We start from the raw sequence: 24,480 nt of genomic DNA, 5'->3' as shown, positions 1-24,480 counted from the left end.
ACCGTCCCGGGATCGTCAGCGCCGGTAGTTCTCCCAGTCGTCGGCCGGCTGGCGGGAGCCGTACGGGCCGTTGTCGTTCGGCTGGCCGCCGCCCTGGGGGTAGCCGCCCTGCTGCTGGCCGCCGTAGTAACCCCCGCCGTACGCCTGGGTGGCGTTCGGGTCCTGGTAGCCGCCCTGCGCGCCCGGGTCGGGGGGCGCGGCGAGCGGGTCGGCGCCGCCGTTGTAGCTGCTGCCGCTGAAGTCGCCGTAGACCCCGCCGTTGCCCGCGCCGCCGCCGGGAGCGCCCTCCGCGCCGCCGAAGCCGCCGAAGGGCTCACGGCCGCCGTTGAGCGGGTCGTCGTAGCGCGGCGATTCGCCGTAGGCGGGGGCCGTCGGGTAGCCGTCGTTCTGCTGGCCCTGCCCGTAGCCGGACGGAGCGCCGATCCCCGGGTCGTACCCGGGCGGGGGGCCCGACGGGGCGCCGGAGCCGAGCCCGGAGTCGTATCCGCCGGACTGGCCGCCGGACGGCCACGGGCCGGTGTTGCCGGTGTTGCCCGTGCCGCCGGTGGTGCCGAACGAGCCGGTGCTGAGCGGGTCGCCCAGCGGGTCGTTCAGGGAGCCGCCGCCGTAGGAGCCGCCCGCGTCGGACGAGGGCGCCGGGCTCGCCGACCGCTGCCGGTCCGACTGGATGCGCTGGAGCAGTTCGTCCACGGTCGGGAGCTTGTGTCCGTCGGTGTCGGATCCCCCGCCGGAGCCGCTCTGCGCCGCGGGTGCCGCGGGTGCGGCGGGCGCCGGGGGAGCGGGCGGGCCGGAGTGCTCGTCGGGGCGGCCGAGGGGCAGCCCGAGCGGGTCGGACACGCGGGGGTCGCCGCCGCGGGGCCCGCCGGGCCCGTGCGGCATCTCGTAGCCGTCCTGGCGGCCGCCGGGAGGCGGTCCGGAGGCCGGGCGGCCGCCCAGCGGGTCGGAGCCGTAGTCGCCGTAGGACGGCTCGGGGGAGCCGTACTGGGGCTGGTCGCCGTACCCCTGGCCCTGGTCCTGGCCGCCGTAGGACGGCTCGCCGGGACCGTAGTCCGCGGCCCCGTAGGCGGGCTGCGGCTCCTGCCCGCCGTAGACCTGATGGTCGGGCGCGCCGTAACCCGGCTGCGGGGCGCCGCCCGGCATGCCGTGGCCCGCGAGGTCGGCGGGGATGGGGTCGAGTGACGTCGAGGCGGGGTCGTGGCCGGCGAACGGGGAGCCGCCCTGGAACCCTCCCGGCGCCGGCATCTGCTGGGGACCGGTTCCGCCGCCCTGGCCGCCCATTCCGTTGAGGGCCGAGACGTCGGCGCCCATGGAGACCGGCTGGGTCAGGCTCGGCTGGGTCAGGCCCGGCTGCTCGACCGGCTGCTGCTCGGCGGGTGGCTGCGTGTTCAGCGGGTCGGCGGCGAGGTCGACGTCCGGACGCTCGTTGTCGTGGTCGTGCTGCCAGGGGAACTTGGGCTTGTCGAAGGTGATCGTCGCCCAGTAGTCGTCGTCCTCCATCTCGTCCGACGCCGGGCCGCTGGGGGCGGGGGGCGGCGGGGACGGGGCGGCGGTGGGAGCGGCGAGCGGGCCGCCGGCGACCCGGCGGTCATGGGCGGGATCGGGCGCGCCGTGCCGGTCGTAACCGCCGTCGTAGGCGCCGTCATAGCCGTCGTTGTAGCCGTAGTCGTCCTGGCCGCCCATCTCCTCGTGCGGCGGGACTCCCCTGCGGCCACGCGGCTGCTGCGGCTCGTCGTCCATCCAGTCGTCGTCGTCGCGTCCCGCCCTGCTGGCCCGCAGGCCCAGGGCCACGAGGACGACCACCAGGACCACGACCACAATGAGGCCGAAGACCACGATGTAAGAAGTCATGCCACCACCCAATGCCTTGGCCCGGTGAGAGTCGCCGGCGCGGACCACGGGTCCGTCCCGATTGTCGCAGGCGGCCGATGCTGTCCGGGCTTAGCCCGATTCTGACCGACCGCTATGACCGTTGTCACACCCTTCGCGCACATTTACCCTCGCACGGCGCGTGCCGATCGGCCAATCGCACCCATCGGTACACCCCTGTCGGCTCCAGCCCCCCGGTGGGGTCCGCCCTGACCGTGTGCTCTTGAGGCTTCACGGTCAACGCGCCTACTTGCCGCCGAAGTTCCCGGTGATCCTGCCCCGTCCCACCGTGTGCTCGGCGATGGCGGGCAGCGAGTCCTTCAGTGCGGCGCCGTCCTCGAACGGTGCCGGATGGTCCAGTGCGTAGATGGTGAACCGGTACCGGTGCCGTTCTCCCTCAGGCGGGCACGGCGGCGCGTACTCCGCCTTCTTGCCTGTGGTCAACCCTTCGACGGTCCTGTCCAGCCGGGCTCCCTCGACGAGTTCGTTCACCGTCCCGTCGATGCCCGCGATCACCCAGTGGACGTAGGCGCCGCCGGACGCGTCCGGGTCGTCCATGACGATCGCGAACGACCTGGTCCCGTTCGGTGTGCCCGACCACCGGAGCGGCGGGGTCTTTCCCTGTCCGCCAGGGTACGTCCTGCAGCCGTACCGCGGGGGCAAGTCCTGCCCATCTCGGAAGACCGGGCTGGTCACGGTGAACCACTCCGACAGTTCGGCGCTCTTGGTCTCAGGCTGGCCGATCAGCCCGCAGCCGCTCAGGGACCCGGCGAGCGCGAGGGCGCCCGCCGCGGCCAGGATCGGACGCCGGTCTCTGCTCATCATCGATTCGCTCCCGGGCGAGATCGTACGCCGCGCGCCGCCGGATCGCCGTCATCCCGGCCAGCGCGCATCCCGCCCGCCGGCGCCCCCTTCCTCGTTGGCCCCAACGATAGGGCTTCGCCGGGACTGGAACGGGCCTTTCGTCCCGCCGGTGGCGGCCCTCCCGAAGCGGAGGCTGTGACCTTGGTCATGCGTGCTTTGCCCCGTTCCATCCGAAATTTTGGCAAGGAGTGGCGTGTTTCACAGCTCTGATCACGCTCTCCTTTGCCAGGACCGGAAGTTCTCACGTTCTTTCGTGGTTATCGATTGGTGCCGGGCACGTTCCATCGGATAGTTTGTGAATGTCTTCACAAGCCGACCGTGACATTGGAGGCCGCAATGGCCAGGACCGCCGAGGTGACCCCTGGCGCTCCCCACATCCTCATCGTGGGTGGCGGCTATGTGGGCATGTACACCGCCCTTCGCCTGCAGAAGAAGCTCAGACGCGAGCTCAAGCGGGGCGAGGTCAAGGTCACCGTCGTTGACCCCAACTCGTACATGACGTACCAGCCGTTCCTTCCCGAGGCCGCCGCCGGGAACATCTCCCCGCGGCACGTCGTCGTCCCGCTCCGCCGCGTGCTGCCCAAGTGCACCGTGCGCAAGGCGCGGGTGACCGAGCTGAACCACGACGAGGGCTGGGCCATCGTCCAGCCGCTGGCCGGGCCGCCGGAACGGATCCCCTACGACTACCTCGTGATGGCCGCCGGCGCCGTGCCCCGGCTGCTGCCGATCCCCGGGCTCGCCGAGAACGGCATCAGCCTCAAGACCGTCGGCGAGGCCATCCACCTGCGCAACCACGTCCTGGAGCAACTGGAGATCGCCGAGTCCACCGACGACGTCGAACTGCGCCGCAAGGCGCTCACCTTCGTGTTCGTCGGCGGCGGGTTCGCCGGCGTCGAGGCGGTCGCCGAACTCGAGGACATGACCCGCGCCGCCACCAAGTACATGCGCAAGGTCACCCCGCAGGACCTGCGGTTCATGCTGGTCGAGGCCGCCGGCCGCATCCTGCCCGAGGTCGGCCCCGACATGGGCAAGTGGACCGCCGAGCAGCTCCGCGGACGCGGCATCGACGTCAAGATGAACACGCTGCTGCGGTCCGCCGTGGACGGGCAGATCGAGCTGTCGGACGGGAGCGGCTTCCAGGCCGGGACGCTGGTGTGGAACGCGGGCGTGAAGGCCGCGCCCGTCGTCCGGCACGGCGACCTGCCCGTAGACGAGAAGGGCCGCGTCAAGGGCACCGAGTACCTGACCATCGAGGGCCTGGTGCGGGCGTTCACCGCCGGCGACAACGCCGCCATCCCGGACCTGACCCAGGAGGGCGAGTACTGCCCGCCGAACGCGCAGCACGCCGTCCGCCAGGCCAAGCTGCTCGGCGACAACATCGTCCGGTCGCTGCGCGGCAAGACCCTCAAGCCCTACGTCCACGCCAACATCGGAGCGGTCGCCGGGCTCGGCCTGCACAAGGGCGTCGCCCAGACCTACGGGTTCAAGGTCAAGGGCTGGCCGGCCTGGTTCATGCACCGCAGCTACCACGGCGCGAAGGTCCCCACCTTCAACCGCAAGCTGCGCGTCGTGGCGGACTGGACGCTCGCCCTGTTCCTCAAGCGCGAGACCGTTTCCCTCGCCACCGTCGAGCAGCCGCGCGCCGACTTCGAACTGGCCGCCCTCGACGACGCCCGCGCGAAGGCCAAGGCCAAGGAGAAGGAGACAGAGAACGCCGCCTGAGCGGCGACACCGCCCGCACAGCCGAACGCCCCGGCGGTCCCGCGACCGCCGGGGCGTTCCGCTCTCGGACGTGGAGAGCGACTACGCGCGCTTCTTGAAGGCGCGAAGGGAAAGCGGGGCGAAGACCAGGGAGATGCCGACGCCCCACGCCAGCGCGATCAAGGCGTGATCGAGGACGGGCCCGCCGACCAGCAGGCCGCGCATCGCCTCCACCAGGTGCGTCACCGGACTGTTGTCCATCACCGCGGCCACCGGCCCGGGGATGCCCGCGGTCGAGGGGATGAACGCGGTGCTCAGGAAGCTCAGCGGGAAGATCACCACGAAGCCGAAGATCTGCACCTTCTCCGGCTCGTTCACCTTCATCGCGATGTAGACCGACGTCCAGGAGAACAGGACGGCGAAGGCGAGCAGGAGGACGAACGCGGTGAACAGCGCGAGGACGTTCGTCTCGATCCGGAAGCCGATGGCGAACCCGACGAGGAGCAGGATCATCATCGACCACCCCTGCTTGGCGGTGTCGGCGATGATCCGCCCGGCGAGCGGGGCGCTGCGCGCGATCGGCAGGCTCCGGAACCGGTCGAAGACGCCCTTGGTGATGTCGGTGTTGAGGCCGAAACCGGTGCTCATCCCGGCGAACAGCGCGTTCTGCGCGATGATTCCGGGGATGACGACGGGCAGATAGTTCTCGACGCTGCCCGACATCGCGGGGCCGAACACGTACGCGAACAGCAGCACGAACATGATGGGCTGGATGGAAAGGTCCAGCAGCTCCATCGGGTTGTGCTTGATCTGGATGAGGTTGCGCCAGGCCAGCGTGGCCGTGTTTCGCATGGCGGTACCGGGCGCGATCCGCTTGGAGAGGTCCTGCGGCGCGAACGTCGCGGTGGTCATGCGGACGCCCCTTCCTTGTCTGCCGCCTGCTTCTCGGCGGACTGGGCCAGTTCGTCGGCCTCGGCTTCGATGTCGTCGGTGTGGTGGCCGGTGAGGGCGAAGAACACCTCGTCCAGGCTCGACTTGCGCAGCGACAGCTCGCCGATGGTGATGCCGGCCTCGTCGAGGCGGCGGACGACGCCGGGCATCAGCTGCGGGTCGGTGATCGGTGCGCTGACCAGGCCGTCGTGGGTCTCCGGGACGGCCTCGGCCAGCTCGCCGACGATCTTCGCCACGGTGTCGGCGTCGGCCGCGTCGACGGGCCGGACCTCCAGCACCTGGCCGCCGACCTGCGCCTTGAGGACGTCGGACGTGCCGTGCGCGATGATCTTGCCGCGGTCGATGACGACGATGTCGTCGGCGAGCTGGTCGGCCTCCTCCAGGTACTGCGTGGTGAGCAGCACGGTGACGCCGTCGTCGGTCAGGCCGCGCACGATGTCCCACAGGCCGTTGCGGCTGCGCGGGTCGAGGCCCGTCGTCGGCTCGTCCAGGAACAGGATCTGCGGCCGTCCCACCAGGCTCGCCGCGAGGTCGAGGCGGCGGCGCATCCCGCCCGAGTACGTCTTGGCCGCGCGCTCGGCGGCGTCGGTGAGCTGGAAACGCTCCAGCAGCTCGGCGGCGCGCGCTCTGGACGCCCGCCGCGACATGCCGAGCAGCCGGCCGATCAGGATGAGGTTCTCGGTGCCGGTGAGCATCTCGTCCACACCGGCGTACTGGCCGGTCAGGCCGATCATCTGCCGCACCTTGTGCGCGTCCCTGACCACGTCGAACCCGCCGACCCGGGCGCTGCCGCCGGTCGGCTCGATCAGCGTGGCGAGGATCCGGGTCATGGTGGTCTTGCCGGCGCCGTTCGGGCCCAGCACCCCCAGGACCGTTCCCGGTTCGGCGGTGACGGAGACGCCGGCCAGCGCCTGGGTTTCACCGAACCGCTTCTCCAGGCCATCGGCCTGGATGGCGTACGTCATGTGATCTCCTAGGACTCTCGTTCACCGGACGTCTCCGCCCCGATCGAGGCGGACTTGCCAAAATATGCGGTGTCCGGGGTGGTCTGCATCCAGTTTTCCGCCGCCCTGGCAAAGCGCTGTCGGCGACGTAGTACGCGTGCTCAACATCGCATGTGCCACTGACAAAACGCCGACGCCCCCGAGTTCGTGCCCCCGGCTCCGGCGGTTCGCGGCGGACGAAACAACAGGAGGGCGCCTCCGGCGTTCTAAACTCACCGTGTGACGTCGGTGCGGCGCAGTCACCAGAAGGACGGCGGGGGGCCGCACCCGCCGCGGCTGCGGCCGCCCGAACACAGGGTGTCGGCCCGCGCGATCGCGCACTGGGCGATCGAGTACCTGCTGCTGTGGGGCCTGGCGTTCGGGCTCGCCCTGGGCGTGGCGGCCTGGGCGGGCGACGCCGGCTGGGACGGCATGCCCGGATGGCTGTCGGGCCGGATCGGCTGGCTGCCCTACATCGTCGGCGCCGCGGGCCTGCTGATGGTGACCGTCGCGCCGGTCTGGCGTTACCGCGTCCACCGCTGGGAGGTCAGCGCCGACGTCGTCTACACCCGGACGGGCTGGTTCAGCCGCGAATGGCTGCTGGTGCCCGTCGGCCGCATCCAGACCGTCGACACCGAGCAGGGCTGGATCGAACGGATGCTCGGCCTCGCCACCATCGAGGTCAACACGGCCTCCCACACCGGGTCCTCCGAGGTCTCCGGTCTTCCCGTTGACGTCGCGACCCGTCTGGCCGAGGACCTCGCCCACCGTGCCCACGATCTGCGTGACGACGCGACGTGAACATGCGAGACGGTGACCACGGCCCCGAACAGGCCACGCGCACGTCCGCCGGTCCCTCGTCCGGCGGTGGCCTGGACGGCGGCGACTTGGACGGCGGTGAGGAACCCGCGCCCCACGGGACACGTCCACCGGAGGAGAGTGCGCGGGGCGAACGGCTTCATCCGCTCACGTTCGTCGTCGGCGCCGTCCGGGAACTCCTCGCCCTGATCGCCGCCGGCGCGACGGGACTTCTGGTCGGCGGCCTGTCCACGGCGTTCTACTTCACGCTCGCCGGGCTGGCGTTCGGGTTGCTCTTCCACGTCGCGAGCTGGCTGACGTTCACGTACTGGCTCTACGACGACCGCATCGAGCTTCGCCGCGCGCTCATAGGACGGTCGGTCAAGAGCATCCCGCGCGACCGGATCCGGGGCGTCGACATCAACGCCTCCCTCCCGCACAGGCTCCTCGGCCTGGCGGTCGTCCACATCGACGCCGGGGCGGACGGCGGCGAGGGCGCGCTGAACGCGGTGTCCCGCCACGAGGCCGAACGTCTCCGCCGCGTCCTCCTCGCACGGGACGCCCCCGCACCGCCGCGCCGCGTCCTCGCCCGCATGCGGCGCCGCTGGTACGTGTACGCCCCGCTCAGCGGTGCCTACCTGCTCACGCCGTTCGCGCTGGCCGGCAGCCTCCTCGGCACCCTCTACAACCTCGGCGACGACCTCGGCTTCATCACCCGGGAACGCGTCGAGAACATCGGCCACGACGTGGTGGGCCTGCCCACCGCCCTCGTCGTCGCGCTGGCCATCCTCGTCCTGATGGCCATGCCGGTCATGTCGGTGATCGTGTTCACGCTGTTCAACTGGGACTTCACCGTCCACCAGCGGGACGGCTCCCTCGTCATCGAACGCGGCCTCATCACCCGCCGCAGCGTCTCCCTCGAACGCCGGCGGCTGCGCGGCGTCGAACTCGCCGACAACCCCTTCGAACGCCTCGCGGGCGTGACCCGCCTGGGCGCGCTCATCACCGGCCTCGGGGACGCCGCCCACCGCGGGCGCCTGCTGCCGGCGGCCCCCCGCACGGTCGCCGAGTCCCTCGCCGCCCGCGTCGTCGGCAACGTCCCCGGACCCCTGATCGCCCACCCTCCGGCCGCGCGGAGCCGCCGCGTCACCCGCGCGGTGGCGCCACCGGCGGGCTTCACCGCCCTGGCCGTCCTGGCCGGTCAACCCCGGGTCGCCTACCTGTTCGCCGCTCTCGCCGTCCTTGCCGTTCCGCTCGGCCTGGACCGCTACCGCCAGCTCGGCCACGTCACCGACGGCGAACGCCTCAGCGTTCGCTCAGGCTCCCTGCGCCGCCGCCAGGTGGTCGTCGAGCACACCGCCATCGTCGGCTGGCGCGTCCGCCGGACGCTGTTCCAGCGCAGGCTCGGCCTGGCCACCCTCATCGTCGCGGTCGGGGCGGGCGACGGCGGCTACTCGGCGATGGACATGGCCGAAGACGACGCCGTGGCCCTGGCCGCCGGCATAACGCCCGCCTGGCTGGCCCCGTTCCTGGAGACCCCGCCGGACGGCTGATGCCCTATTCGGGGCGCCGGGCACCGAACATGATCTCGTCCCATGACGGCACGGACGCGCGCTTGCCCTTGGCCTTGCGGCGCCGTGCGGGCCGCTGCGCCGCCGGTTCGCCGTTCGCGGCGGCCGCCGGTGATCCGGTGGCCGGCTTGTCCTGCGCGGCGGCGGGTATGGTCGGACGGCTCGCCGGCTTCTTCTTCGCCGGTGGCCGCGAGGTCTGCCGCTGCGCCGGCCGCTGGGCGGGCGTCTTCTTCTCCGGCGCGGTCTGCTCGTCTTCGGCGGGCTCGGCTTCGGGAGCCTCGGGTTCGCGCTGTTGCGCGGCCACGCCGGACTCCGGGGTCTCGACGTCCTCGCCCACGCCGGCCGGCGACTCCTCCCGCCGCTCCCGTTCCTCGGTCTCGGCGCGCTGGTCCGTTTCGCGGGTCCGCTCTTCCTCCCGGACATGGGCGGCCTCACGCGCGTGAACCGCATCGCGCCCAGCGTCCGCCTCGCGCGGCTGGTCGGTCTCCCGCGACTCGGCGTCTTGGCGCGCCTGGGCTGCCTCACGCGGTTCGGCCGTCTCGCGTGGCTGCACTGCCTCGCGCGGCTCGGCCTCTTGGCGCGGCTGGCTTGCCTCGCGCGTCTGGGCTGCCTCGCGTGGTTCGGCGTCTTGGCGCGCTTGGCTTGTCTCGCGGGCCTGGCTTGTCTCGCGGGGCTCGGCGTCTTGGCGCGCCTGGGCCGGCTCGCGTGGTTCGGCGTCTTGGCGCGCTTGGGCTGACTCGGGCGCCTGGGCTGGCTCGCGTGGCTCGGTGCCTTGGCGCGGTGGCGCGGTTTCGCTTGGCGCGGCGGCCTCGCGTGGCTGGTTGGTCTGGCGCTGCTGGGCGGACTCGTGCCCTCGGGACGTGTCGCGGGACTGTGGCGCCTCCCGTCCGGTGCCGGTGTCGCGCTGTTCGAGGGTTCCGCCGGGCCGGGTCGCCTCACGGTCTTGGGACGATGTGTCCCCGCGAAGGTCCGTCTCCGCCGGGTCCTGCGCGTGAGCGGCTTCGCCGGCGGTTCCGCGCGGTTCTTCTGAGCGGGCTGGTGTGCCGACCGGTTCGTGCGGCTGGCCGGTTTCGCGTGACAGGGCCGCCTCGCGGTCCTGCGACACGTCCGCGGGGTGGCCGGTCCCGGCGGTGTCGCGGGGCTCGCCGGTCTCCCGCGCCTGAGCGGTTTCCCGCCCGCGCTCCTCGCCGCGGCCGGTGGCGCTCGGCTCGGCCGCCTCGGCCGCCTGGACGGTCTCAGCAGGCCGGGGTGTTTCGCGTGCGCGAGTGGTGTCCCGTTCGGAGTGCGGTTCGCCGGACCAGGCGGTCTCGCGTCCGCCTCCGGTTTCGTGCGGGGAGACGGCGGCGGGCCGGCGTTCTTCGCGCGGGTCGCGGGCGGGCGGTGCGGTGCGGCCGGCGTGGGTGTCGCGGCCGAGGGCGGCCTCGCGGGGCTCTTCGGGATCGCGGGGGCGGGCGGCTTCGCGCAGGGGGGTGGTCTCGCCCGCTTCGCGGAAGGCGGGACGGGGTTCGGCGCGGCGGCCGTGTTCGGCGAAGTACTCGCGGGGCTCGGCGGCGCGGAGCGGCCCGGCGGCGGGCTGTTCGGGTTCGGCGGGCAGGCCGCGGGAAGTCGGATCGCGGTCGTTGGAGACGACCTTCATGGCGGGACGGCGCGGGACGAGCGGGGTGACGGTGTCGGAGAGCGCGTCCTCGTCGTCCCATTCGACGGCGGTGAGGCGGGCGGCGATCTCGTCCAGCGGGGAGACGTTCCGGCGGCGCGGGTCGAAGGTCCACTCGGCGGCGTGCGGGCGGCCGCTGTCGAAGAAGGACAGGCGGACGCGCCAGGTGTTGTCCTCGCACTTCCAGGAGTCCCACTCGACCTCGTCGAGGTCGACGCCGCCGCGGCCGAGGCGTTCCTCGACGGTCTCGCCGAGGGGCGGGCCGGGAGTGGACTCTCCGGGACGCCGGACGGTGACGCGCTGCGCCTGCTGGGCCATGTACTCGCGTTCCTGCAAAACCGGACCCTCGAACCAGCGGACGCGTTCGACCGGGATTCCCGCCGACTCGGCGATCTCTTCGGCGGTCTCGCCGGACCGGATGCGGGCCTGGATCTCCTTGGGGCGCAAGGGACTCTCCACTTCGATCTCGAACTGGCCGAGGCGGGAGAAGTGTCCACGGACCGCCGCGCGGAGCCGGTCGTCGACGGGCAGGGTGAACCGGGTGCCTCGGCCCGCGGTGGCCAGGACGAGGTACGTACCGTCCTCGCTGACCGCGACGAGGCGCAGCTCCTGCATGCGTGTCCTTCCTGCCCTGTCCTGATGGCACGGAGGACGCCGGACCGCGCGACCGTGCTCTCAACGGTCGGCCGTCCGATGCCCACCGAGGGCGCATGCGTGCCCTTCCCCCGGGTTCCCGAGTCTCTCTTTCGGACACACCTGCTGCCAGCACCGTACCCGGCATGTCCGAACATCGCCGCTCTCGAAGCCCCCTTCACGAGGTCGAAGAGGGCACCTGACCAAGCTTGCCGGTGACTCGCCCGACCCGGGGTCGCCCTGCCTGATCCTTGTGCATCTTTTTCCACACTGTGCCTGACGGGCCCGCGCGGCTCCACCGTTTTGACGTTGTGAGCGTCACGTTCCGGACAGGAACACCGGCATGTCTCGAATAGTTTGATTTTCGGGATCAACGGGCGATGGACGGGGGTGAGCCGGGTCATGCCGCGCAGGCTGCCGAATGTCAGCACGACGCAGCTGATCGCGAGTGCGGCGGCGACGGCGGCCGCGGCGTTCGGGGCGTCCACCCTCGGGGTGTACGGGACGATCATCGGTGCGGCGTTGATGAGCGTGATCTCGACGGCCGGGTCGGCGATCGGCCAGCACTATCTCGACCAGGGCCGCAGCCAGTTCAAGGAGCTGACGCACATGCAGGCGGCGGCGCGCCGCCGGGAGATGGCGGAGGGCGCCGCGGAGGAGGCGACGAGCGCCGACCCGACCCGGACCGTGGTGTGGTCGGGTGATCCGGACGCCACCGGGTTCGACCCTCGGGGCGGCGGGGACCCGAACGCGACGCGGCTGGACTCCTCGTTCGGCGGCGACCCCAACGCCACGCGCATGGACCCCGTGGAGACCGTCGCCGGTTCGCTCGCCGCGGAGGCGGGCGAGGGCGCGGTGCGGCAGGTCGTCCGGCGGTCGGCGTGGAAGAGCACGGTCGAGTGGGCCAAGGCGCACTGGGTGAAGCTCGCGGTCTCGTCGGCGGCGGTGTTCGCGATCGTGATCGGAGGGATCACGGTCTACGAGGCGGCCAGCGGGCAGCCCATCGGAAGCGGCGGCAAGGGGCTGACCGTCACGAACGTGCTGGGCGGCGGTGGCGGGCGGCCGGAGGAGGCTCCGTCGCAGGACCCGTCCGTCCGGCCGACGGAGTCCGGTGCCACTCCCGGCGAGACCCCGACGGGCGACGCGCCGACCACTTCGGAGCCTCAGCCGACGGAGCAGCCGACCGGGCAGCCCACCCAGGAGCCCACGGGCGGGCCCACGACGGCGGTGCCGACGGCTCCGGAGACGCCCGCGCCGACCGGGGTACCGCAGGAGGGCGGGCAGGAGCAGGGCGACACCGATCCGCGGGGAGGAACCGCCCCCTCCGAGTGATCAGTCGCCGAAGACCTGCTTCGTGTACGGGTTGGCGAAGCGGCGGTCCGGGTCGAGTTCGTCCCGCAGGGCACGGAAGTCGCTGAACCTCGGGTAGACCTTCTCCAGGTACACCGCGTCGCGGGTGTGGAGCTTGCCCCAGTGGGGACGGCCGTCGAGCGTGGTCAGGAGTTCCTCGACGCCCCGGAAGTACTGCTCATGCCGGTCGCGGTGGTAGACGTGCACGGCGATGAAGGCGCTCTGCCGTCCGTGGGCCATCGACAGCCAGGCGTCCTCTCGGGGGAGGAGCCGGACTTCGATGGGGAAGCTGATCCGCCAGTCCCTCCTGGCGAACAGGGAACGCAGTTCACGCAGGGCGGGGACGAGTTCCGCGCGCGGGATCGCGTACTCCTGCTCTTTGAAGCGGACTGTCCGCGGGCTGGTGAAGATCTTGTACGAGGTGTCGCTGTAGGTGCGGGCACCGAGCGCCTTGGCGGAGATGCCGTTCACGAACGGTGTTGCGGCGGGCGCCAGGTGCGTGACCCTGTTGATGGCTCCGAAGACCGTGTTGGACAGGAACTGGTCGTCCAGCCAGTACTTGAACTTGGAGAGCGGCTGGGCGGGCCCTTCGGCGCGGTTGTTGCGCTTGGTCAGGCAGCCTTCGGTGTGCGGGAACCAGTAGAACTCGAAGTGCTCGTTGGCGGCGTCGAACTCGTCCACGCGCGCGAGGACCTCGCCCCACTTCATCGGCTCTTCCTGTGCCCGCAGGAGGAACGACGGGACGGTCCGCCAGGTGATGGCGGTGATGATGCCGAGTGCGCCCAGTCCCGCCCGGGCGGCGTCGAACAGGTCGGGACGTTCTTCGCGCGAGCAGGTGACGATGGTGCCGTCGGCGAGGGCGAGTTCCAGTGCGGCGACCTGCGAGACGAGTCCGGCGGCGTCGCGTCCGGTGCCGTGCGTGGCCGTCTGGAGGGCGCCGGCGACGGTCTGCTGCTGGATGTCGCCCATGTTGGCCAGTGCGAGACCGTGTTCGGCCAGGACGCGGTTGAGTTCGTGTAGCGGGAGCCCCGCCTCGACGGTGACCAGCCCGGTCGCGGTGTCGACCGAGCGGACCGCGGTGAGCGCCGTGGGACGGAGCATGACGCCTTCGGCGACCGCCGCGCCGGTGAAGGAGTGGCCTGTGCCGGTCATGCGGACCGTGAGGCCGTCGCCGGCGGCCGACCGTACGGCCGCGGCCACCTCGTCGGCGGTGCGCGGTGTCGCGACGCGCTGCGGTGTGGCCTGCTGGTTTCCCGCCCAGTTCTGCCACTTCTGGTTGGTCACGGGTGACATGCGGCGACTCTACTCGGCAATCGATCGTGAGGAAAGTTCACGTTTGGGGCCGCCCGCGACCCTGCCGGGCGACCACCCGTGGACGAGGTACCGGCCGGGAAGGCCAGGTCACGGTTCCGGATCGGGCGATACCGTACGATCCGGTAACCGCGGATATGGGCCGGGACGATGCGGTTCCGGCCGGCCATGGTCGCCCCATGATCGCGTTACATGGGGGAAAGAAGTGAAAAACGGGTAACCGTCCGTAGCGACACTCGTTGGGACTTGTTGTGGCTCCTCCATCAGCACCGCGCGCCGGCTCCATAGCGAACGCGGCCGCCAAGAAGGCGCCCTCGAAGGCACCCGGCTCCGGGGAACGGCCGCCGGGCGATGCCGACACGCCCGGCGACGCCGACCCGGCCGGCGGTACGGATACGGCGAACGGCGCGAAGGGCGGTGCGCCGAACGGTGACGCGCCGGCGCCCGGCCTCCGCCCGCGCAGGCAGACGCCGGAGAAGAAGCAGCGGGGCCCGCGGCAGAAGTACGCGCGTACGCACCGGCGTGGCCGGGCGCTGCCGCTCGTCATCGCCGGCATCGCGGTCCTCGCCGTCGCCAGCGCCTCCGGCGGCGTGTACACGGCGCTGACGACGCAGAAGGCGGAGCCCACCGCGTCGGACTCGACGCAGGCCGCCCCGCCGAGCGTGCCGCCGGGCGACCCGGTCAACGTCGCCCGGGGCGGTCAGGTCGCGCCGCTGCAGCGCGTCGTGCCGCCGGACGTGCTCGCGGTCGGCGGCGCCTCGATCCCCGCCGCCAAGATCAAGAAGATCGCGAAGCTGGGCAAGGTCAGGGACGTGGCGGCGGTCGCGGGAGGCGCCGTCCAGCTCCAGGGCCGCCAGGTGAACGCGTTCGCCGTCGACCCGTCGACGTTCCGCTCCTGGACGCCGCCCGGGACGGCCAAGAAGACCGAGCTGTGGGAGGCGCTGGCCGGCGACCGGTTCGTGGTGTCCCCGGCCGCCGCCGAGCAGCTCCAGCTCGCCAGGGGGACGCAGTACCCGGTGGTGGGCCGGACGATGCCGACCCTGACGATGGGCGGCTCCGGACCCCTCGGCCTGCCCGGCATCGACATGCTCGTCAGCAAGAGGTCCGGGACCGGCATGGGCCTCGTCCCGAACGTGGCGGTGCTGGTCAACGCGCCGGGCGTGGACCCGGCCAAGGTCGTCAAGGCCGTGTCCAAGGTGCTCGGCCCCGGGACGGAAGTGCTGAACCTGCACGAGGCCAGGTACCAGAGCCAGGCGGGCGGCGGCCGCGCGACCAGCTACATGGACCTGTACAAGCAGGCGGCCGCCACGTGCCCGGGACTCTCGTGGACGGTCCTCGCCGCGATCGGGCAGGTCGAGAGCAGCCACGGGCGCAACGTCGGCCCGTCCACCGCGGGTGCGCTCGGGCCGATGCAGTTCATGCCCGCGACGTGGAAGGCGTACGGCGTGGACGGCGACCGGGACGGCAAGGCCGACATCATGAACCCCTACGACGCCATCCCGGGCGCGGCCAAGTACCTGTGCGCGAACGGCGCGGGCAAGGGCGGGCGGCAGCTCTACCGGGCGATCTGGCACTACAACCACGCCGACTGGTACGTGCAGAAGGTCCTCAACCTGGCCAAGGCCTACGCGGCGCGCTTCAGCTGACGACCCGGAACGGCACATCGCGTCCGGACTGGTTGGATGGAGTCATGACGTCGTACGACGCGTTGCTTCTGCTGTCCTTCGGCGGGCCGGAAGGGCCCGAGGACGTGATCCCGTTCCTGGAGAACGTCACCCGTGGCCGCGACATCCCGCGGAAGCGCCTGGAAGAGGTCGGGGAGAACTACCGCCTGTTCGGCGGGGTCAGCCCGATCAACCGGCTGTGCCGTGACCTCAAGGCCGCGATCGAGGCCGACTTCGCCGCCCATGGCGTGGACCTGCCGGTCTACTGGGGCAACCGGAACTGGACTCCCTACCTCGCCGACACCGTCCGGCAGATGAAGGCCGACGGGATACGGCGGGCGGCCGCGTTCGTCACGTCCGCCTACAGCGGCTACTCCACCAACGACCAGTACCTCGAGGACATCGCGCGCGCGCGTGAAGAGGTGCAGGGCGCCCCTGAGATCGACAAGCTGGCCGTCTACTACGACAGGCCAGAGTTCATCGATTCGTTCGCGGACGCGACGAAGGACGCGCTGAGCCGTCTCCCAGAAGGCGCCCGCCTGGTCTTCACCGCGCACAGCGTGCCTCTGTCCCAACCCAAGCAGGAGTTGTACGTCGCGGAGCTGGAGCAGACCGCACGGACGGTCGCGCAGAAGGCCGCCCCTGGAACGCCGTGGGATCTCGTCTACCAGAGCCGGAGCGGCCCGCCCGGCCAGCCCTGGCTGGAGCCTCAGATCACCGACCATCTGGGCACGCTGCACGGCGAAGGCGTCCGCGCCGTCGCCGTCGTCCCGATCGGGTTCGTCTCCGACCACATGGAGGTCAAGTTCGACCTCGACGTGGAGGCCGCGGACCTGGCCGCCGAACTCGGGATCGCGTTCGCGCGGGCCGCCACGCCCGGGACCGACCCGCGGTTCGCCACGCTGCCCCGCGGGCTCCTGCGGGACGAGGAGCAGGTATGAGCCTGGCCGGGGAACTGCTCGAACTGGCCGTCGCGACCGCGCGGGAGGCCGGCCGGATGCTGGTCGACAAGCGCCCGGCGGACGGCCCGGACGTCGTCCAGACCAAGTCGTCCCCGACCGACGTCGTCACCCAGATGGACCGCGCCGCCGAGCAGCTGATCATCGAGCGGATCCTGGCGGCCCGCCCCGACGACGGGTTCCTCGGCGAGGAGGGCGGCACGCGCGCCGGCGGCAGCGGGGTCCGCTGGGTGATCGACCCGATCGACGGCACCGTGAACTACCTCTACGACCTGCCCGACTGGGCGGTCAGCATCGCCGCCGAGGTGGACGGCGCGGCGGTCGCCGGTGTCGTGGAGATGCCGCGCCGCGGCGAGTCCTGCACGGCGGTGCGCGGCGCGGGCGCCCTCCTGCACACCGCGTCCGGCACCCGTGAACTCCGCGTGAACTCTCAGGTGCCGCTCAACCGGGCGCTCGTGTCCACGGGATTCGGGTATGCGGCGGGGCGGCGGGCCCGGCAGGCTCAGGTCCTCACCGGTGTGCTGCCCGGCATCCGCGACATCCGGCGCGGCGGCTCGTGCTGCGTGGACCTGTGCGCGCTGGCGGCGGGACGCGTCGACGCCTACTACGAACGCGGCGTCCAGGCGTGGGACATCGCGGCGGGCGGGTTGATCGTCCGGGAGGCGGGCGGACGCGTCGAGGGCCTGCACGGGGCGCCCGCGGGCCCGGAGCTGACGGTGGCCGCGGGCCCGGGCACGTTCGAGGCCCTGCACGACCTCCTGGCGCCGCTGGACCCTCTCACAGACTGACCGCGGTGTGTCGTAGGAAGGCGCATGGGAACGGGGAGCCCTGGACGGGAGTGGTCCCGGGCTCCCCGTAACGGTCGCGCATCGTCAGTCGCAGCGGGGTGGTTCGACGCCGATGTCGTTGTTCGCTGCGATCCGGCGCAGGTCGTTGATCTCCTCCTGGCGAATGTCGGCCAGGTAGGTGTCTCCATCTGCGTGGGCGTTCCGCAGCGACGCGTACGCGTCGTCGAGCCGCTGCTGGATCATGCGTGACAACTCGCCCATGGGCCTCCTCCCGGATCGTGCGCATGTCTACCCAGGCCTAGGCTGAAGGTAAACCTGTCCGCCGATGCAATTTTCGCGGATTCTTGCGTCCGCGAAAGGCATGGCTCGACGGACGGCGGGAGAACAGGTGCTTACGGGCGTCTTACGGCTCCCGTGGCATATCTGGAGCGCGGGCGCGGGCGCGCCCCGACCAGGAGGGGGACCCTGTGCGTGTTCTAGTCGTCGAGGACGAGCGGGTGCTCGCCGACGCGATCGCCACCGGCCTGCGCAGGGAGACGCTGGCCGTGGACGTGGCCTACGACGGCGCGGGCGCGCTGGAGCGGGCCGGCGTCAACGACTACGACGTCATCGTCCTGGACCGGGACCTGCCCAAGGTCCATGGCGACGACGTCTGCAAGCAGCTGGTCGCCCAGCGCTACCCGGCGCGGATCATCATGCTGACCGCGGCGGGCGAGCTGGACGACCGGGTCGAGGGCCTGTCCATCGGCGCGGACGACTACCTGGCCAAGCCGTTCGCGTTCGCCGAGCTGATCGCCCGGGTGCGGGCGCTCGGCCGCCGCGCCGCCGCGCCGCTGCCGCCGGTGCTGGAGCGCGCCGGGATCACGCTCGACCCGGCCCGCCGCGAGGTCGCGCGGGACGGCCGCCCGGTCGAGCTGACCCGCAAGGAGTTCGCGGTCCTGGAGGTGCTGCTCAGCGCGGACGGCGCCGTCGTCAGCTCCGAGCAGCTCCTGGAGAAGGCGTGGGACGAGCACATCGACCCGTTCACCAACGTCGTCCGGGTGACGATGATGACGCTGCGCAAGAAGCTCGGCGACCCGCCGGTGATCGAGACCGTGCCCGGCGTGGGGTACCGGCTGTGAACGCCGGATCCGCGCCTCCCAACGGCCCGGAGGGTCCGGAGGGTCCGGACGAGCCGTCCGCCCGCCCGAACGCGCACATGGACGCCGGAGGGGGCGGGACCGGCCCCGGCGACACCCGGCCGTCCGCCGCGCAGCCGCCGCCACCTCACGAGGAGGGGGCGACGGCGACGCAGCCGACGGCGGTCCCCGGCGGCCGGCGCGGCGGCCCGTGGCGGCGTCCGGGGCCGCAGCAGGTGCCGCAGCCGCATCAGGCGGCCAGGGGCATGGGCATGTGGCGCGCCGACGGCGGCGGGTCGTTCACCGACCTGAAGGCGCTGCCCGGCCGCATGAGCGTCCGCCTGCGCCTCACGCTGCTGTACGGGCTGCTGTTCTTCATGGCCGGGGCGCTGCTGCTGTTCGTGATGTCGGTGCTGATGGCCAACATCCTCGGCAACGTCAAGGTCATCGGATTCGGCATCTCCGAGGCCGAGGCCGCCGAGCTGCAGCGCCAGTTCGTCGAGCAGACGATGAAGCAGCTGGTGGGACGGTCGCTGCTCGCGCTCGGCGGGGTGGGGGTCATCACGCTGGTGCTCGGCTGGTTCGTCGCCGACCGGGCGCTCAGCCCGCTGCAGCGGGTCACCACCACGGCCCGCCGCCTGTCGGAGAGCACGCTGCACGAGCGGATCGCGCTCGAGGGCCCCGACGACGAGATCAAGGAGCTGGCCGACACCTTCGACGCGATGCTGGAGCGGCTCGGGCAGGCGTTCGACTCGCAGCGGCGGTTCGTCGCGAACGCCTCCCACGAGCTGCGCACCCCCCTCGCGATCAACCGGACGCTGCTGGAGGTGGCGCTCGGCGACCCGGAGGTGTCCGACGACCTGCGCGCCGTCGGGCGGACGCTGCTGGCGACCAACGCCCGGCACGAACGTCTCATCGAGGGCCTGCTGCTGCTGGCCCGCAGCGAGCGCGAGCTGACCACCCGCACGCCGGTCGACCTGGCGGAGGTGGCGGCGACGGTCCTGGAGCATTCGGCGCGCCGCGACCACGACCACGACGTGTCCGTCCACCCCGAGCTGACGTCCGGGAAGGCGCTCGGCGACCCGGTGCTCCTGGAGCATCTGGTGTCCAACCTCGTCGAGAACGCGGTCAAGCACAACGAGGAGGACGGCGGCGAGCTGTGGATCCGCACAGGAATCCTTGAGGGGTACGCCACCGTGCAGGTCGAGAACACCGGCCCGGTCGTCCCCGCCTACGAGGTGGAGCGGCTGTTCGAGCCGTTCCGGCGGCTGAACGCCGACCGGGTCGAGTCGTCGAAGGGCGCCGGCCTCGGGCTGTCGATCGTGCGGTCGGTGGTGCTGGCGCACCGGGGCGCGGTCTACGCGGCGCCCCGTCCGGGCGGCGGCCTGATCGTCACCGTCCGCCTCCCGCCCGGCTGACCGGCCCCTACTGGAGTGCGGCGGTGGCCACGGTCGGGTCACCGTCGTAGTCCATCTCCAGGCCGACGTACTTGTCGCTCTTCACGATGGCCGCGTGGCCGTCGTAGACGAGGGGGATGAGGGCCATGTCGTCCAGCGCCAGCTTCTCGGCCTGCTTGAACAGGGTGGCCCGGCCGCCGGCGGCCGGGTTCCTGAGGGCGCCGGCGATCAGGTTGTCGAACTCCCCGTTCTTCCAGCCCGAGAGGTTGTAGTGGGTGTTCGTGGCGGTCGCGACGAGGTCGCCGCCCAGGAGCGGCCACAGCATCGAGTAGGCGCCCGGGTAGTCGGGGCCGTAGGCGAAGACGGCGAGGCCGGAGGCGTCGTCCGAGACGAGGGTTTCGCGGAACCCGGTGAAGTCGGTGGACGGGGTCGGCTTCATCTCGACCCTCCAGCCGAGCGTCGTTTGCAGCTGGCCCTTCACCACCTCGGCCAGGGTCCGGTAGAGCTGCGACTCCCGGTAGTACAGGTTGACCTCCGCGCCCGGCTTGAGCCCGGCCTGCGCGGCGAGGGTCTTGGCCTTGTCCGGGTCCGGCTTGGCGCACGACGGGCAGGGCCCGGGCCCGCCGAAGCCGGGGACGGCCGCCGGGACGATGCCGTGGGCGGGCTTGAGGACGCCGCCGAGCATCCGGCTGAGCTTCTCGCGGTCGATCGCGTGGGAGACGGCCTCCCGGGCCTCCTCGGACTTCATCGGCCCGCGGGCGGTGAGCGGGACGAGCATCCTGGTGAACGGGCTGGGACGGGTGACCAGCTCGTTCCGGGGGACCGAGGACAGGTCGTCGGTCTCGACGGGGTACCAGTCGACCTCGCCGGCGGCGTAGGCCGCGCGTCCCTTGGCCGGGTCGTTGCCCAGGACGAGTTCGACGCCGTCGAACTTGGCCTTGCCGAATGTCCAGGTGTCGTTGCGCACGAGCGAAGCCGTCGCGTCCTGCCGGTATTCCTTCAGGGTGAACGGCCCGTTCCCCACGGGATGGGTGTTGAAGGTCTCGTTGTCGGCCTTCCCCGCCTCCGCGGGGACGGGCATGAAGGCCGGTTCGGACAGCCGGGCGCCGAAGTCGCAGTTGGGCGAGGTGAGCGTGACGTTGAGGAGGGTGCCGGACACGACCTTGACCCCGGACAGCTCGTCGGCCTTGCCGCCCGCGACCTCGGAGAAGCCCTCGATGTCGTTCATCAGGTAGGAGCCGCCGCCGTTCTTCGCCGCCGCGCTGCGCGCCCACCCGCGCGCGAACGCCTGCGCGTCGACGGGCGTGCCGTCGCTGAAGGCCGTCCCGTCCTTGATGCCGATCTTCCATTGCCGGCACGTCGGATCAGGCGTGACGGCGGTGGCGAGGCGGTTGCGCGCGACGCCGTCCGCGCCGAGTTCGGTCAGGCCGGTGAACAGCTGCTTGACCAGGAACCGCCCGGTGCCGCCGTAGACGTGCGACGGGTCGATCTCCCCGTCGGCGGTGCCGGGCGACCTGGTCGCCATCCGGAACGTGCCGCCGGTCCGCCCGCCCGTCGTGCCCGGCGGGTCGGGCTCGTCCCCGCGGCCGAGCTGGACGGCGACCACGGTGCCGACGAGCACCAGGGCGACCAGCGCGGCGCCGCCCACGCTCGCCAGGACGCCGATACCGGGCCTGCCGCCGTTCCCCGGCGGCTTGGCGGGGGCGGTGCCCGGGGCCGGGAAGGACGGCCCGGACGGCCAGGTCGGTCCGCCGGGCCCGCCGCCCTGCGGTGCCGGTGACGACCACGGCGGCCCCGGCGGCGGGGGACCGGGCACCGGCATGCCGGGGAAGGGCTGAGGCGTCTGCGCCTGTGGTGTGTGCGCCTGTGGTGTGTGCGCCTGCGGTGTGCGCTGGTGGGGCGGCGGCGGTGCCGGCTGGACGCGCAGCCGCGCCGACTCGGTGGCCGCCGTCGCGGCGCCCTGCGTGAGCATCACGGCGTCCTCGCCGGCTCCCGGGTCCTCCTGGGCGCCCGGCTGCGGCAGGCTCCCCGCGAGGTCCAGCAGGCGCGCCAGGACGTGCTGGGACGCGGGACGAAGCGCCGGGTCCTTGCTGAGGCAGTTCGCCACGATCTCGCGCAGCGGCTCGTGCAGGTCCCCGAGATCAGGGGGCAGGTTGAGGATGCGGTGCATGACCGCGGGGATGGAGTCCTGCCCGAACGCCGGGCGCCCGCCGGCCGCGTAGACCATCGTGGCGCCCCACGCGAACACGTCGGCCGCGGGGCCGACCTGCGCCCCGGAGATCTGCTCGGGCGCCATGTAGGCTGGCGTGCCGACGGCGGTGCTCGACATCGTGCCCGTCGCGTCCAGCGCCCGCGCGATACCGAAGTCGATCACCCGCGGGCCGTCGGGCGCGAGGAGCACGTTGCCGGGCTTGAAGTCGCGGTGCACGACGCCCGCCTGGTGGATGGCGGCGAGCGCCGTCATCGTCCCGATCGCCAGCCGGTCCAGGTCGGTGCCGCCACGCGGGCCGTCGGCCGACAGCACCTCCGACAGCGACGGCCCCTCGATGTACTCGCTGACGATGTACGGGCGGTCGCCCTCGACCTCGGAGTCCAGGACGCGGGCCGTGCAGAACGCCGACACCCGCTTGGCCACCGCGACCTCGGCCGCGAACCGGGACCTCGCCCTCGGGTCGCCGCTGAACCGCGCGTGCAGCAGCTTCACGGCGACCCGGTGACCCGGCTCGTCCTCCCCGAGGAAGACGGCGCCCTGACCGCCCTCCCCGAGGAGGCCGGTCAGGCGGTAGGGGCCGAGCTGGGACGGATCACCCGCGCGAAGCGGCGTGACCGCCGCCGTCACTTGCGCACGGTCCCGTAGGCGTCGGGCGACGGGGCGGAGCGGCGCTGCCGCCACTCCCACCGCATGGTGTCACCGGATCCGGACGGGATGAACGTGATGTAACCGGGCGCGCACTCGCTCGGATCCATCCCCGACATCGGGGTCTCCCTGTACTCGATCCTCCCGCTCTCCTCGTCACCGGACAGCAGCGACAGCCTGGTGTAGCAGTTGTCCTGCGAGCCGGTCGGGTACTCGTACCGCGCGGTGCCGCTGGTGCGCAGGAGCGCGAACCGGACCTCGAACTTCGTGTGCCCCGACCCGGCGCCCGGCTGGTTCCCGTCGCCCGCGAACACGCCGAGAAGCCCGCCGCGCGCGGTGGACGTCGGCGTCGGCCGCTCGCTCGGCGTGTAGGTGCGGGGCGGCAGGTACGGATCCGGGTCCTCGTCGCTGTCGGCGGCGATGACGACCAGTGCCACGATCGTGATGAGCGCGATCAGCGCCAGCACCCCGCAGCCGATCGCGATGATCGGCCCCGCGGAGCTGGACCGCTTCGGCGGCCCGTACCCCGGACCCGGCGGGACGGGCTGCTGCATCGGCATCCGCGGCTGCGACTGCGGCGGAGGCGGCATCGCCCCGCCCTGGTACATCGGCATCGGCGGCGGCGTGATGGGCTGCGGCGGCGGTGTCGTCGGGCCGGGCGGGCCCTGGTGCATCGGCATCGGCGGCGGCGTGATCTGCGGCTGCGGCCGCGCCTGCGGCGCCGGCGGCACCGGAGGCGGCGGCGGAAGCTGCGAGGCGATCCGGGTGCCCTGGTTGAGCAGGTCCTCCTGGCCGCCTCCCTGGCCCGCCGGCGCGGCGCCGACATGCCCCAGCAGGTTCAGCAGGAGCTGCGCCGCCGGCGGGCGCAGGCCCGCGTCCTTGGACAGGCACTGCCCGATCAGGTCGCGCAGCGGGCCCGCGGGCAGCGCCGACAGGTCCGGTTCCTCGTTGAGGATCCGGTTGATGATGACCGGCAGCGTGTCGGCCTCGAACGGCGACTGCCCGGTGGCGGAGAACACCATCGTGGCGGCCCAGGCGAAGATGTCCACGGCCGGGGTGAGCGGCGCGCCGGTGAGCTGCTCGGGCGCCAGGTAGCCGGGGGTGCCGACCACCATCCCGGTGGCGGTCACCGCGCTCTCCTGCGAGTTGACCGTCCGCGCGATGCCGAAGTCGACGACGCGCGGGCCGTCCGAGGCCAGCATGACGTTGTTCGGCTTGAAGTCGCGGTGCACGATGCCGGCCTCGTGGATGGCCGCGAGCGCGGTCACCGTGCCGATCGCGAGGCGCTCCAGCTCGGCGGCGCTCCGCGGCCCGTTGTGGGCGACCACGTCGTGCAGCGACGGCCCGTCGATGAACTCGCTGACGACGTACGGCTGGTCGCCGTGGACGTCGGCCTCGAGGACGCGGGCCGTGCAGAAGGGCTCGACCTTCTGCGCGGCACTCACCTCACGGGTGAACCGGGCACGCGCCGCCGGATCGTTCGCCATCTGCGCGTGCAGCAGCTTGACCGCGACGTACTCACCTCCCGGCGCCTTGCCGAGGAAGACGGCGCCCTGACCCCCGGCGCCCAGCCTTCCGACGACCTCGTACTGTCCCAGTGCCCTAGGATCGCCCGGCTCCAGCGGAGCGGCATCCGGCATCTGACCCTCCAGTGACCCGCAGTGATGTCCGCGATAGTGTGCGCCGGACCCCGCCGCGAGGCCATCTGCCGGCGATCGCCGGACTGACCCCGCAGGGGGCCCGCCCCCAACCTCAGGCGGGCACGATATCGCGTTAGTTCAGACGTTTCACCGAAGCGTCTGGTTCGACCGTCGGCCAGCCGGATCAGGCCGCCGCGCCGCGCCGGGCACGTCGGCGCGCATAACGTCCCCCGGACCGATATGATCCCCGCCGCCGCGGGATCCCCGGCGGACGTCCCGGTTCCGGATTCCACACCGGGACGACCGCCGGGTATGTGACGGAAGACACATTTACGAGGAAGAGATTCGGGTGATGGGTGTCACTCGTGGGAACGG

Annotated in this window: 18 protein-coding genes; 9 read left to right on the top strand and 9 right to left on the bottom strand. The window is 72.2% G+C overall.

What is annotated here, in order from left to right; genetic code table 11:
• Nucleotides 1–15 precede the first annotated feature (15 nt).
• Nucleotides 16–1,848, bottom strand: coding sequence for a hypothetical protein (locus ACTWPP_RS09720; RefSeq protein WP_443103816.1), 1,833 nt, complete (start codon nucleotides 1,846–1,848; stop codon nucleotides 16–18).
• Between the two features lie 264 nt (nucleotides 1,849–2,112).
• A complete protein-coding gene (locus ACTWPP_RS09715) occupies nucleotides 2,113–2,691 on the bottom strand; it encodes a YbhB/YbcL family Raf kinase inhibitor-like protein (RefSeq protein ID WP_443103815.1) in 579 nt (192 codons plus the stop codon).
• 375 nt (nucleotides 2,692–3,066) lie between these two features.
• Between ACTWPP_RS09715 and ACTWPP_RS09710 the strand changes: the two genes are divergently transcribed.
• Nucleotides 3,067–4,452, top strand: coding sequence for an NAD(P)/FAD-dependent oxidoreductase (locus ACTWPP_RS09710; protein ID WP_443103814.1), 1,386 nt, complete (start codon nucleotides 3,067–3,069; stop codon nucleotides 4,450–4,452).
• 81 nt (nucleotides 4,453–4,533) lie between these two features.
• Here ACTWPP_RS09710 and ACTWPP_RS09705 read toward each other — a convergent pair whose 3' ends face one another.
• Together ACTWPP_RS09705 and ACTWPP_RS09700 are read right to left on the bottom strand one after the other, a co-directional pair.
• Nucleotides 4,534–5,343 carry an ABC transporter permease gene (locus tag ACTWPP_RS09705; protein WP_443103813.1) on the bottom strand — a complete coding sequence of 270 codons (810 nt, stop codon included), beginning with the start codon at nucleotides 5,341–5,343 and terminating at the stop codon, nucleotides 4,534–4,536.
• Nucleotides 5,340–6,347, bottom strand: coding sequence for an ATP-binding cassette domain-containing protein (locus ACTWPP_RS09700; RefSeq protein WP_443103812.1), 1,008 nt, complete (start codon nucleotides 6,345–6,347; stop codon nucleotides 5,340–5,342). Before ACTWPP_RS09700 ends, ACTWPP_RS09705 begins: the two co-directional genes overlap by 4 nt.
• Nucleotides 6,348–6,605: 258 nt before the next feature.
• Between ACTWPP_RS09700 and ACTWPP_RS09695 the strand changes: the two genes are divergently transcribed.
• Nucleotides 6,606–7,166, top strand: coding sequence for a PH domain-containing protein (locus tag ACTWPP_RS09695; protein ID WP_443103811.1), 561 nt, complete (start codon nucleotides 6,606–6,608; stop codon nucleotides 7,164–7,166).
• Nucleotides 7,167–7,168: 2 nt separating this feature from the next.
• Nucleotides 7,169–8,716 carry a PH domain-containing protein gene (locus ACTWPP_RS09690; protein WP_443104004.1) on the top strand — a complete coding sequence of 516 codons (1,548 nt, stop codon included), beginning with the start codon at nucleotides 7,169–7,171 and terminating at the stop codon, nucleotides 8,714–8,716.
• 4 nt (nucleotides 8,717–8,720) lie between these two features.
• Here the strand turns inward: ACTWPP_RS09690 and sepH are convergent, their stop codons facing one another.
• Nucleotides 8,721–11,003, bottom strand: coding sequence for a septation protein SepH (sepH, locus tag ACTWPP_RS09685; protein WP_443103810.1), 2,283 nt, complete (start codon nucleotides 11,001–11,003; stop codon nucleotides 8,721–8,723).
• Between the two features lie 420 nt (nucleotides 11,004–11,423).
• Between sepH and ACTWPP_RS09680 the strand changes: the two genes are divergently transcribed.
• Nucleotides 11,424–12,353, top strand: a complete 930-nt coding sequence (locus ACTWPP_RS09680) for a hypothetical protein (protein WP_443103809.1) — start codon at nucleotides 11,424–11,426, stop codon at nucleotides 12,351–12,353.
• Here ACTWPP_RS09680 and ACTWPP_RS09675 read toward each other — a convergent pair whose 3' ends face one another.
• Nucleotides 12,354–13,664 carry a D-arabinono-1,4-lactone oxidase gene (locus ACTWPP_RS09675; protein WP_443103808.1) on the bottom strand — a complete coding sequence of 437 codons (1,311 nt, stop codon included), beginning with the start codon at nucleotides 13,662–13,664 and terminating at the stop codon, nucleotides 12,354–12,356.
• A gap of 269 nt (nucleotides 13,665–13,933) precedes the next feature.
• Between ACTWPP_RS09675 and ACTWPP_RS09670 the strand changes: the two genes are divergently transcribed.
• Genes ACTWPP_RS09670 through ACTWPP_RS09660 form a run of 3 tightly spaced genes read left to right on the top strand, consistent with a single transcriptional unit; the run spans nucleotide 13,934 to nucleotide 17,093 of the window.
• Nucleotides 13,934–15,328, top strand: coding sequence for a lytic transglycosylase domain-containing protein (locus tag ACTWPP_RS09670; protein ID WP_443103807.1), 1,395 nt, complete (start codon nucleotides 13,934–13,936; stop codon nucleotides 15,326–15,328).
• Between the two features lie 44 nt (nucleotides 15,329–15,372).
• Nucleotides 15,373–16,287 (top strand): ferrochelatase, encoded by a 915-nt coding sequence (locus tag ACTWPP_RS09665; protein ID WP_443103806.1) that lies wholly within the window; start codon nucleotides 15,373–15,375, stop codon nucleotides 16,285–16,287.
• Nucleotides 16,284–17,093, top strand: coding sequence for an inositol monophosphatase family protein (locus tag ACTWPP_RS09660; RefSeq protein WP_443103805.1), 810 nt, complete (start codon nucleotides 16,284–16,286; stop codon nucleotides 17,091–17,093). The genes ACTWPP_RS09665 and ACTWPP_RS09660 overlap by 4 nt, the downstream gene beginning before the upstream one ends.
• A gap of 84 nt (nucleotides 17,094–17,177) precedes the next feature.
• Here ACTWPP_RS09660 and ACTWPP_RS09655 read toward each other — a convergent pair whose 3' ends face one another.
• The gene (locus tag ACTWPP_RS09655; protein ID WP_443103804.1) at nucleotides 17,178–17,354 is read right to left on the bottom strand and encodes a hypothetical protein; all 177 of its coding nucleotides are present in this window, start codon (nucleotides 17,352–17,354) and stop codon (nucleotides 17,178–17,180) included.
• 206 nt (nucleotides 17,355–17,560) lie between these two features.
• Here ACTWPP_RS09655 and ACTWPP_RS09650 point away from each other — a divergent pair, with 206 nt between their 5' ends.
• Nucleotides 17,561–18,214, top strand: coding sequence for a response regulator transcription factor (locus tag ACTWPP_RS09650; protein ID WP_443103803.1), 654 nt, complete (start codon nucleotides 17,561–17,563; stop codon nucleotides 18,212–18,214).
• Between the two features lie 77 nt (nucleotides 18,215–18,291).
• Nucleotides 18,292–19,629 carry a sensor histidine kinase gene (locus ACTWPP_RS09645; protein ID WP_443104003.1) on the top strand — a complete coding sequence of 446 codons (1,338 nt, stop codon included), beginning with the start codon at nucleotides 18,292–18,294 and terminating at the stop codon, nucleotides 19,627–19,629.
• A 7-nt stretch (nucleotides 19,630–19,636) separates the two neighbouring features.
• On the opposite strand, the gene ACTWPP_RS09640 is transcribed toward ACTWPP_RS09645, so the two are convergent.
• Nucleotides 19,637–22,447, bottom strand: a complete 2,811-nt coding sequence (locus ACTWPP_RS09640) for an ABC transporter substrate-binding protein (protein ID WP_443103802.1) — start codon at nucleotides 22,445–22,447, stop codon at nucleotides 19,637–19,639.
• The gene (locus ACTWPP_RS09635; protein ID WP_443103801.1) at nucleotides 22,444–24,105 is read right to left on the bottom strand and encodes a serine/threonine protein kinase; all 1,662 of its coding nucleotides are present in this window, start codon (nucleotides 24,103–24,105) and stop codon (nucleotides 22,444–22,446) included. Before ACTWPP_RS09635 ends, ACTWPP_RS09640 begins: the two co-directional genes overlap by 4 nt.
• Nucleotides 24,106–24,480 lie beyond the last annotated feature (375 nt).

Source organism: Actinomadura sp. 3N407 (assembly GCF_052245875.1).
In the GTDB taxonomy this organism is placed as follows: domain Bacteria; phylum Actinomycetota; class Actinomycetes; order Streptosporangiales; family Streptosporangiaceae; genus Spirillospora.
Note: the sequence above shows the minus strand (reverse complement) of the source record. Positions and strands in the feature narration are given on the sequence as shown.

Bases quoted from the DNA above. Each gene is read 5' to 3' on its own strand.
- ACTWPP_RS09720 (WP_443103816.1), bottom strand. From the start codon at position 1,848: ATGACTTCTTACATCGTGGTCTTCGGCCTCATTGTGGTCGTGGTCCTG.
- ACTWPP_RS09715 (WP_443103815.1), bottom strand. From the start codon at position 2,691: ATGATGAGCAGAGACCGGCGTCCGATCCTGGCCGCGGCGGGCGCCCTC.
- ACTWPP_RS09710 (WP_443103814.1), top strand. From the start codon at position 3,067: ATGGCCAGGACCGCCGAGGTGACCCCTGGCGCTCCCCACATCCTCATC.
- ACTWPP_RS09705 (WP_443103813.1), bottom strand. From the start codon at position 5,343: ATGACCACCGCGACGTTCGCGCCGCAGGACCTCTCCAAGCGGATCGCG.
- ACTWPP_RS09700 (WP_443103812.1), bottom strand. From the start codon at position 6,347: ATGACGTACGCCATCCAGGCCGATGGCCTGGAGAAGCGGTTCGGTGAA.
- ACTWPP_RS09690 (WP_443104004.1), top strand. From the start codon at position 7,169: ATGCGAGACGGTGACCACGGCCCCGAACAGGCCACGCGCACGTCCGCC.
- sepH (WP_443103810.1), bottom strand. From the start codon at position 11,003: ATGCAGGAGCTGCGCCTCGTCGCGGTCAGCGAGGACGGTACGTACCTC.
- ACTWPP_RS09680 (WP_443103809.1), top strand. From the start codon at position 11,424: ATGCCGCGCAGGCTGCCGAATGTCAGCACGACGCAGCTGATCGCGAGT.
- ACTWPP_RS09675 (WP_443103808.1), bottom strand. From the start codon at position 13,664: ATGTCACCCGTGACCAACCAGAAGTGGCAGAACTGGGCGGGAAACCAG.
- ACTWPP_RS09665 (WP_443103806.1), top strand. From the start codon at position 15,373: ATGACGTCGTACGACGCGTTGCTTCTGCTGTCCTTCGGCGGGCCGGAA.
- ACTWPP_RS09660 (WP_443103805.1), top strand. From the start codon at position 16,284: ATGAGCCTGGCCGGGGAACTGCTCGAACTGGCCGTCGCGACCGCGCGG.
- ACTWPP_RS09655 (WP_443103804.1), bottom strand. From the start codon at position 17,354: ATGGGCGAGTTGTCACGCATGATCCAGCAGCGGCTCGACGACGCGTAC.
- ACTWPP_RS09645 (WP_443104003.1), top strand. From the start codon at position 18,292: ATGGACGCCGGAGGGGGCGGGACCGGCCCCGGCGACACCCGGCCGTCC.
- ACTWPP_RS09635 (WP_443103801.1), bottom strand. From the start codon at position 24,105: ATGCCGGATGCCGCTCCGCTGGAGCCGGGCGATCCTAGGGCACTGGGA.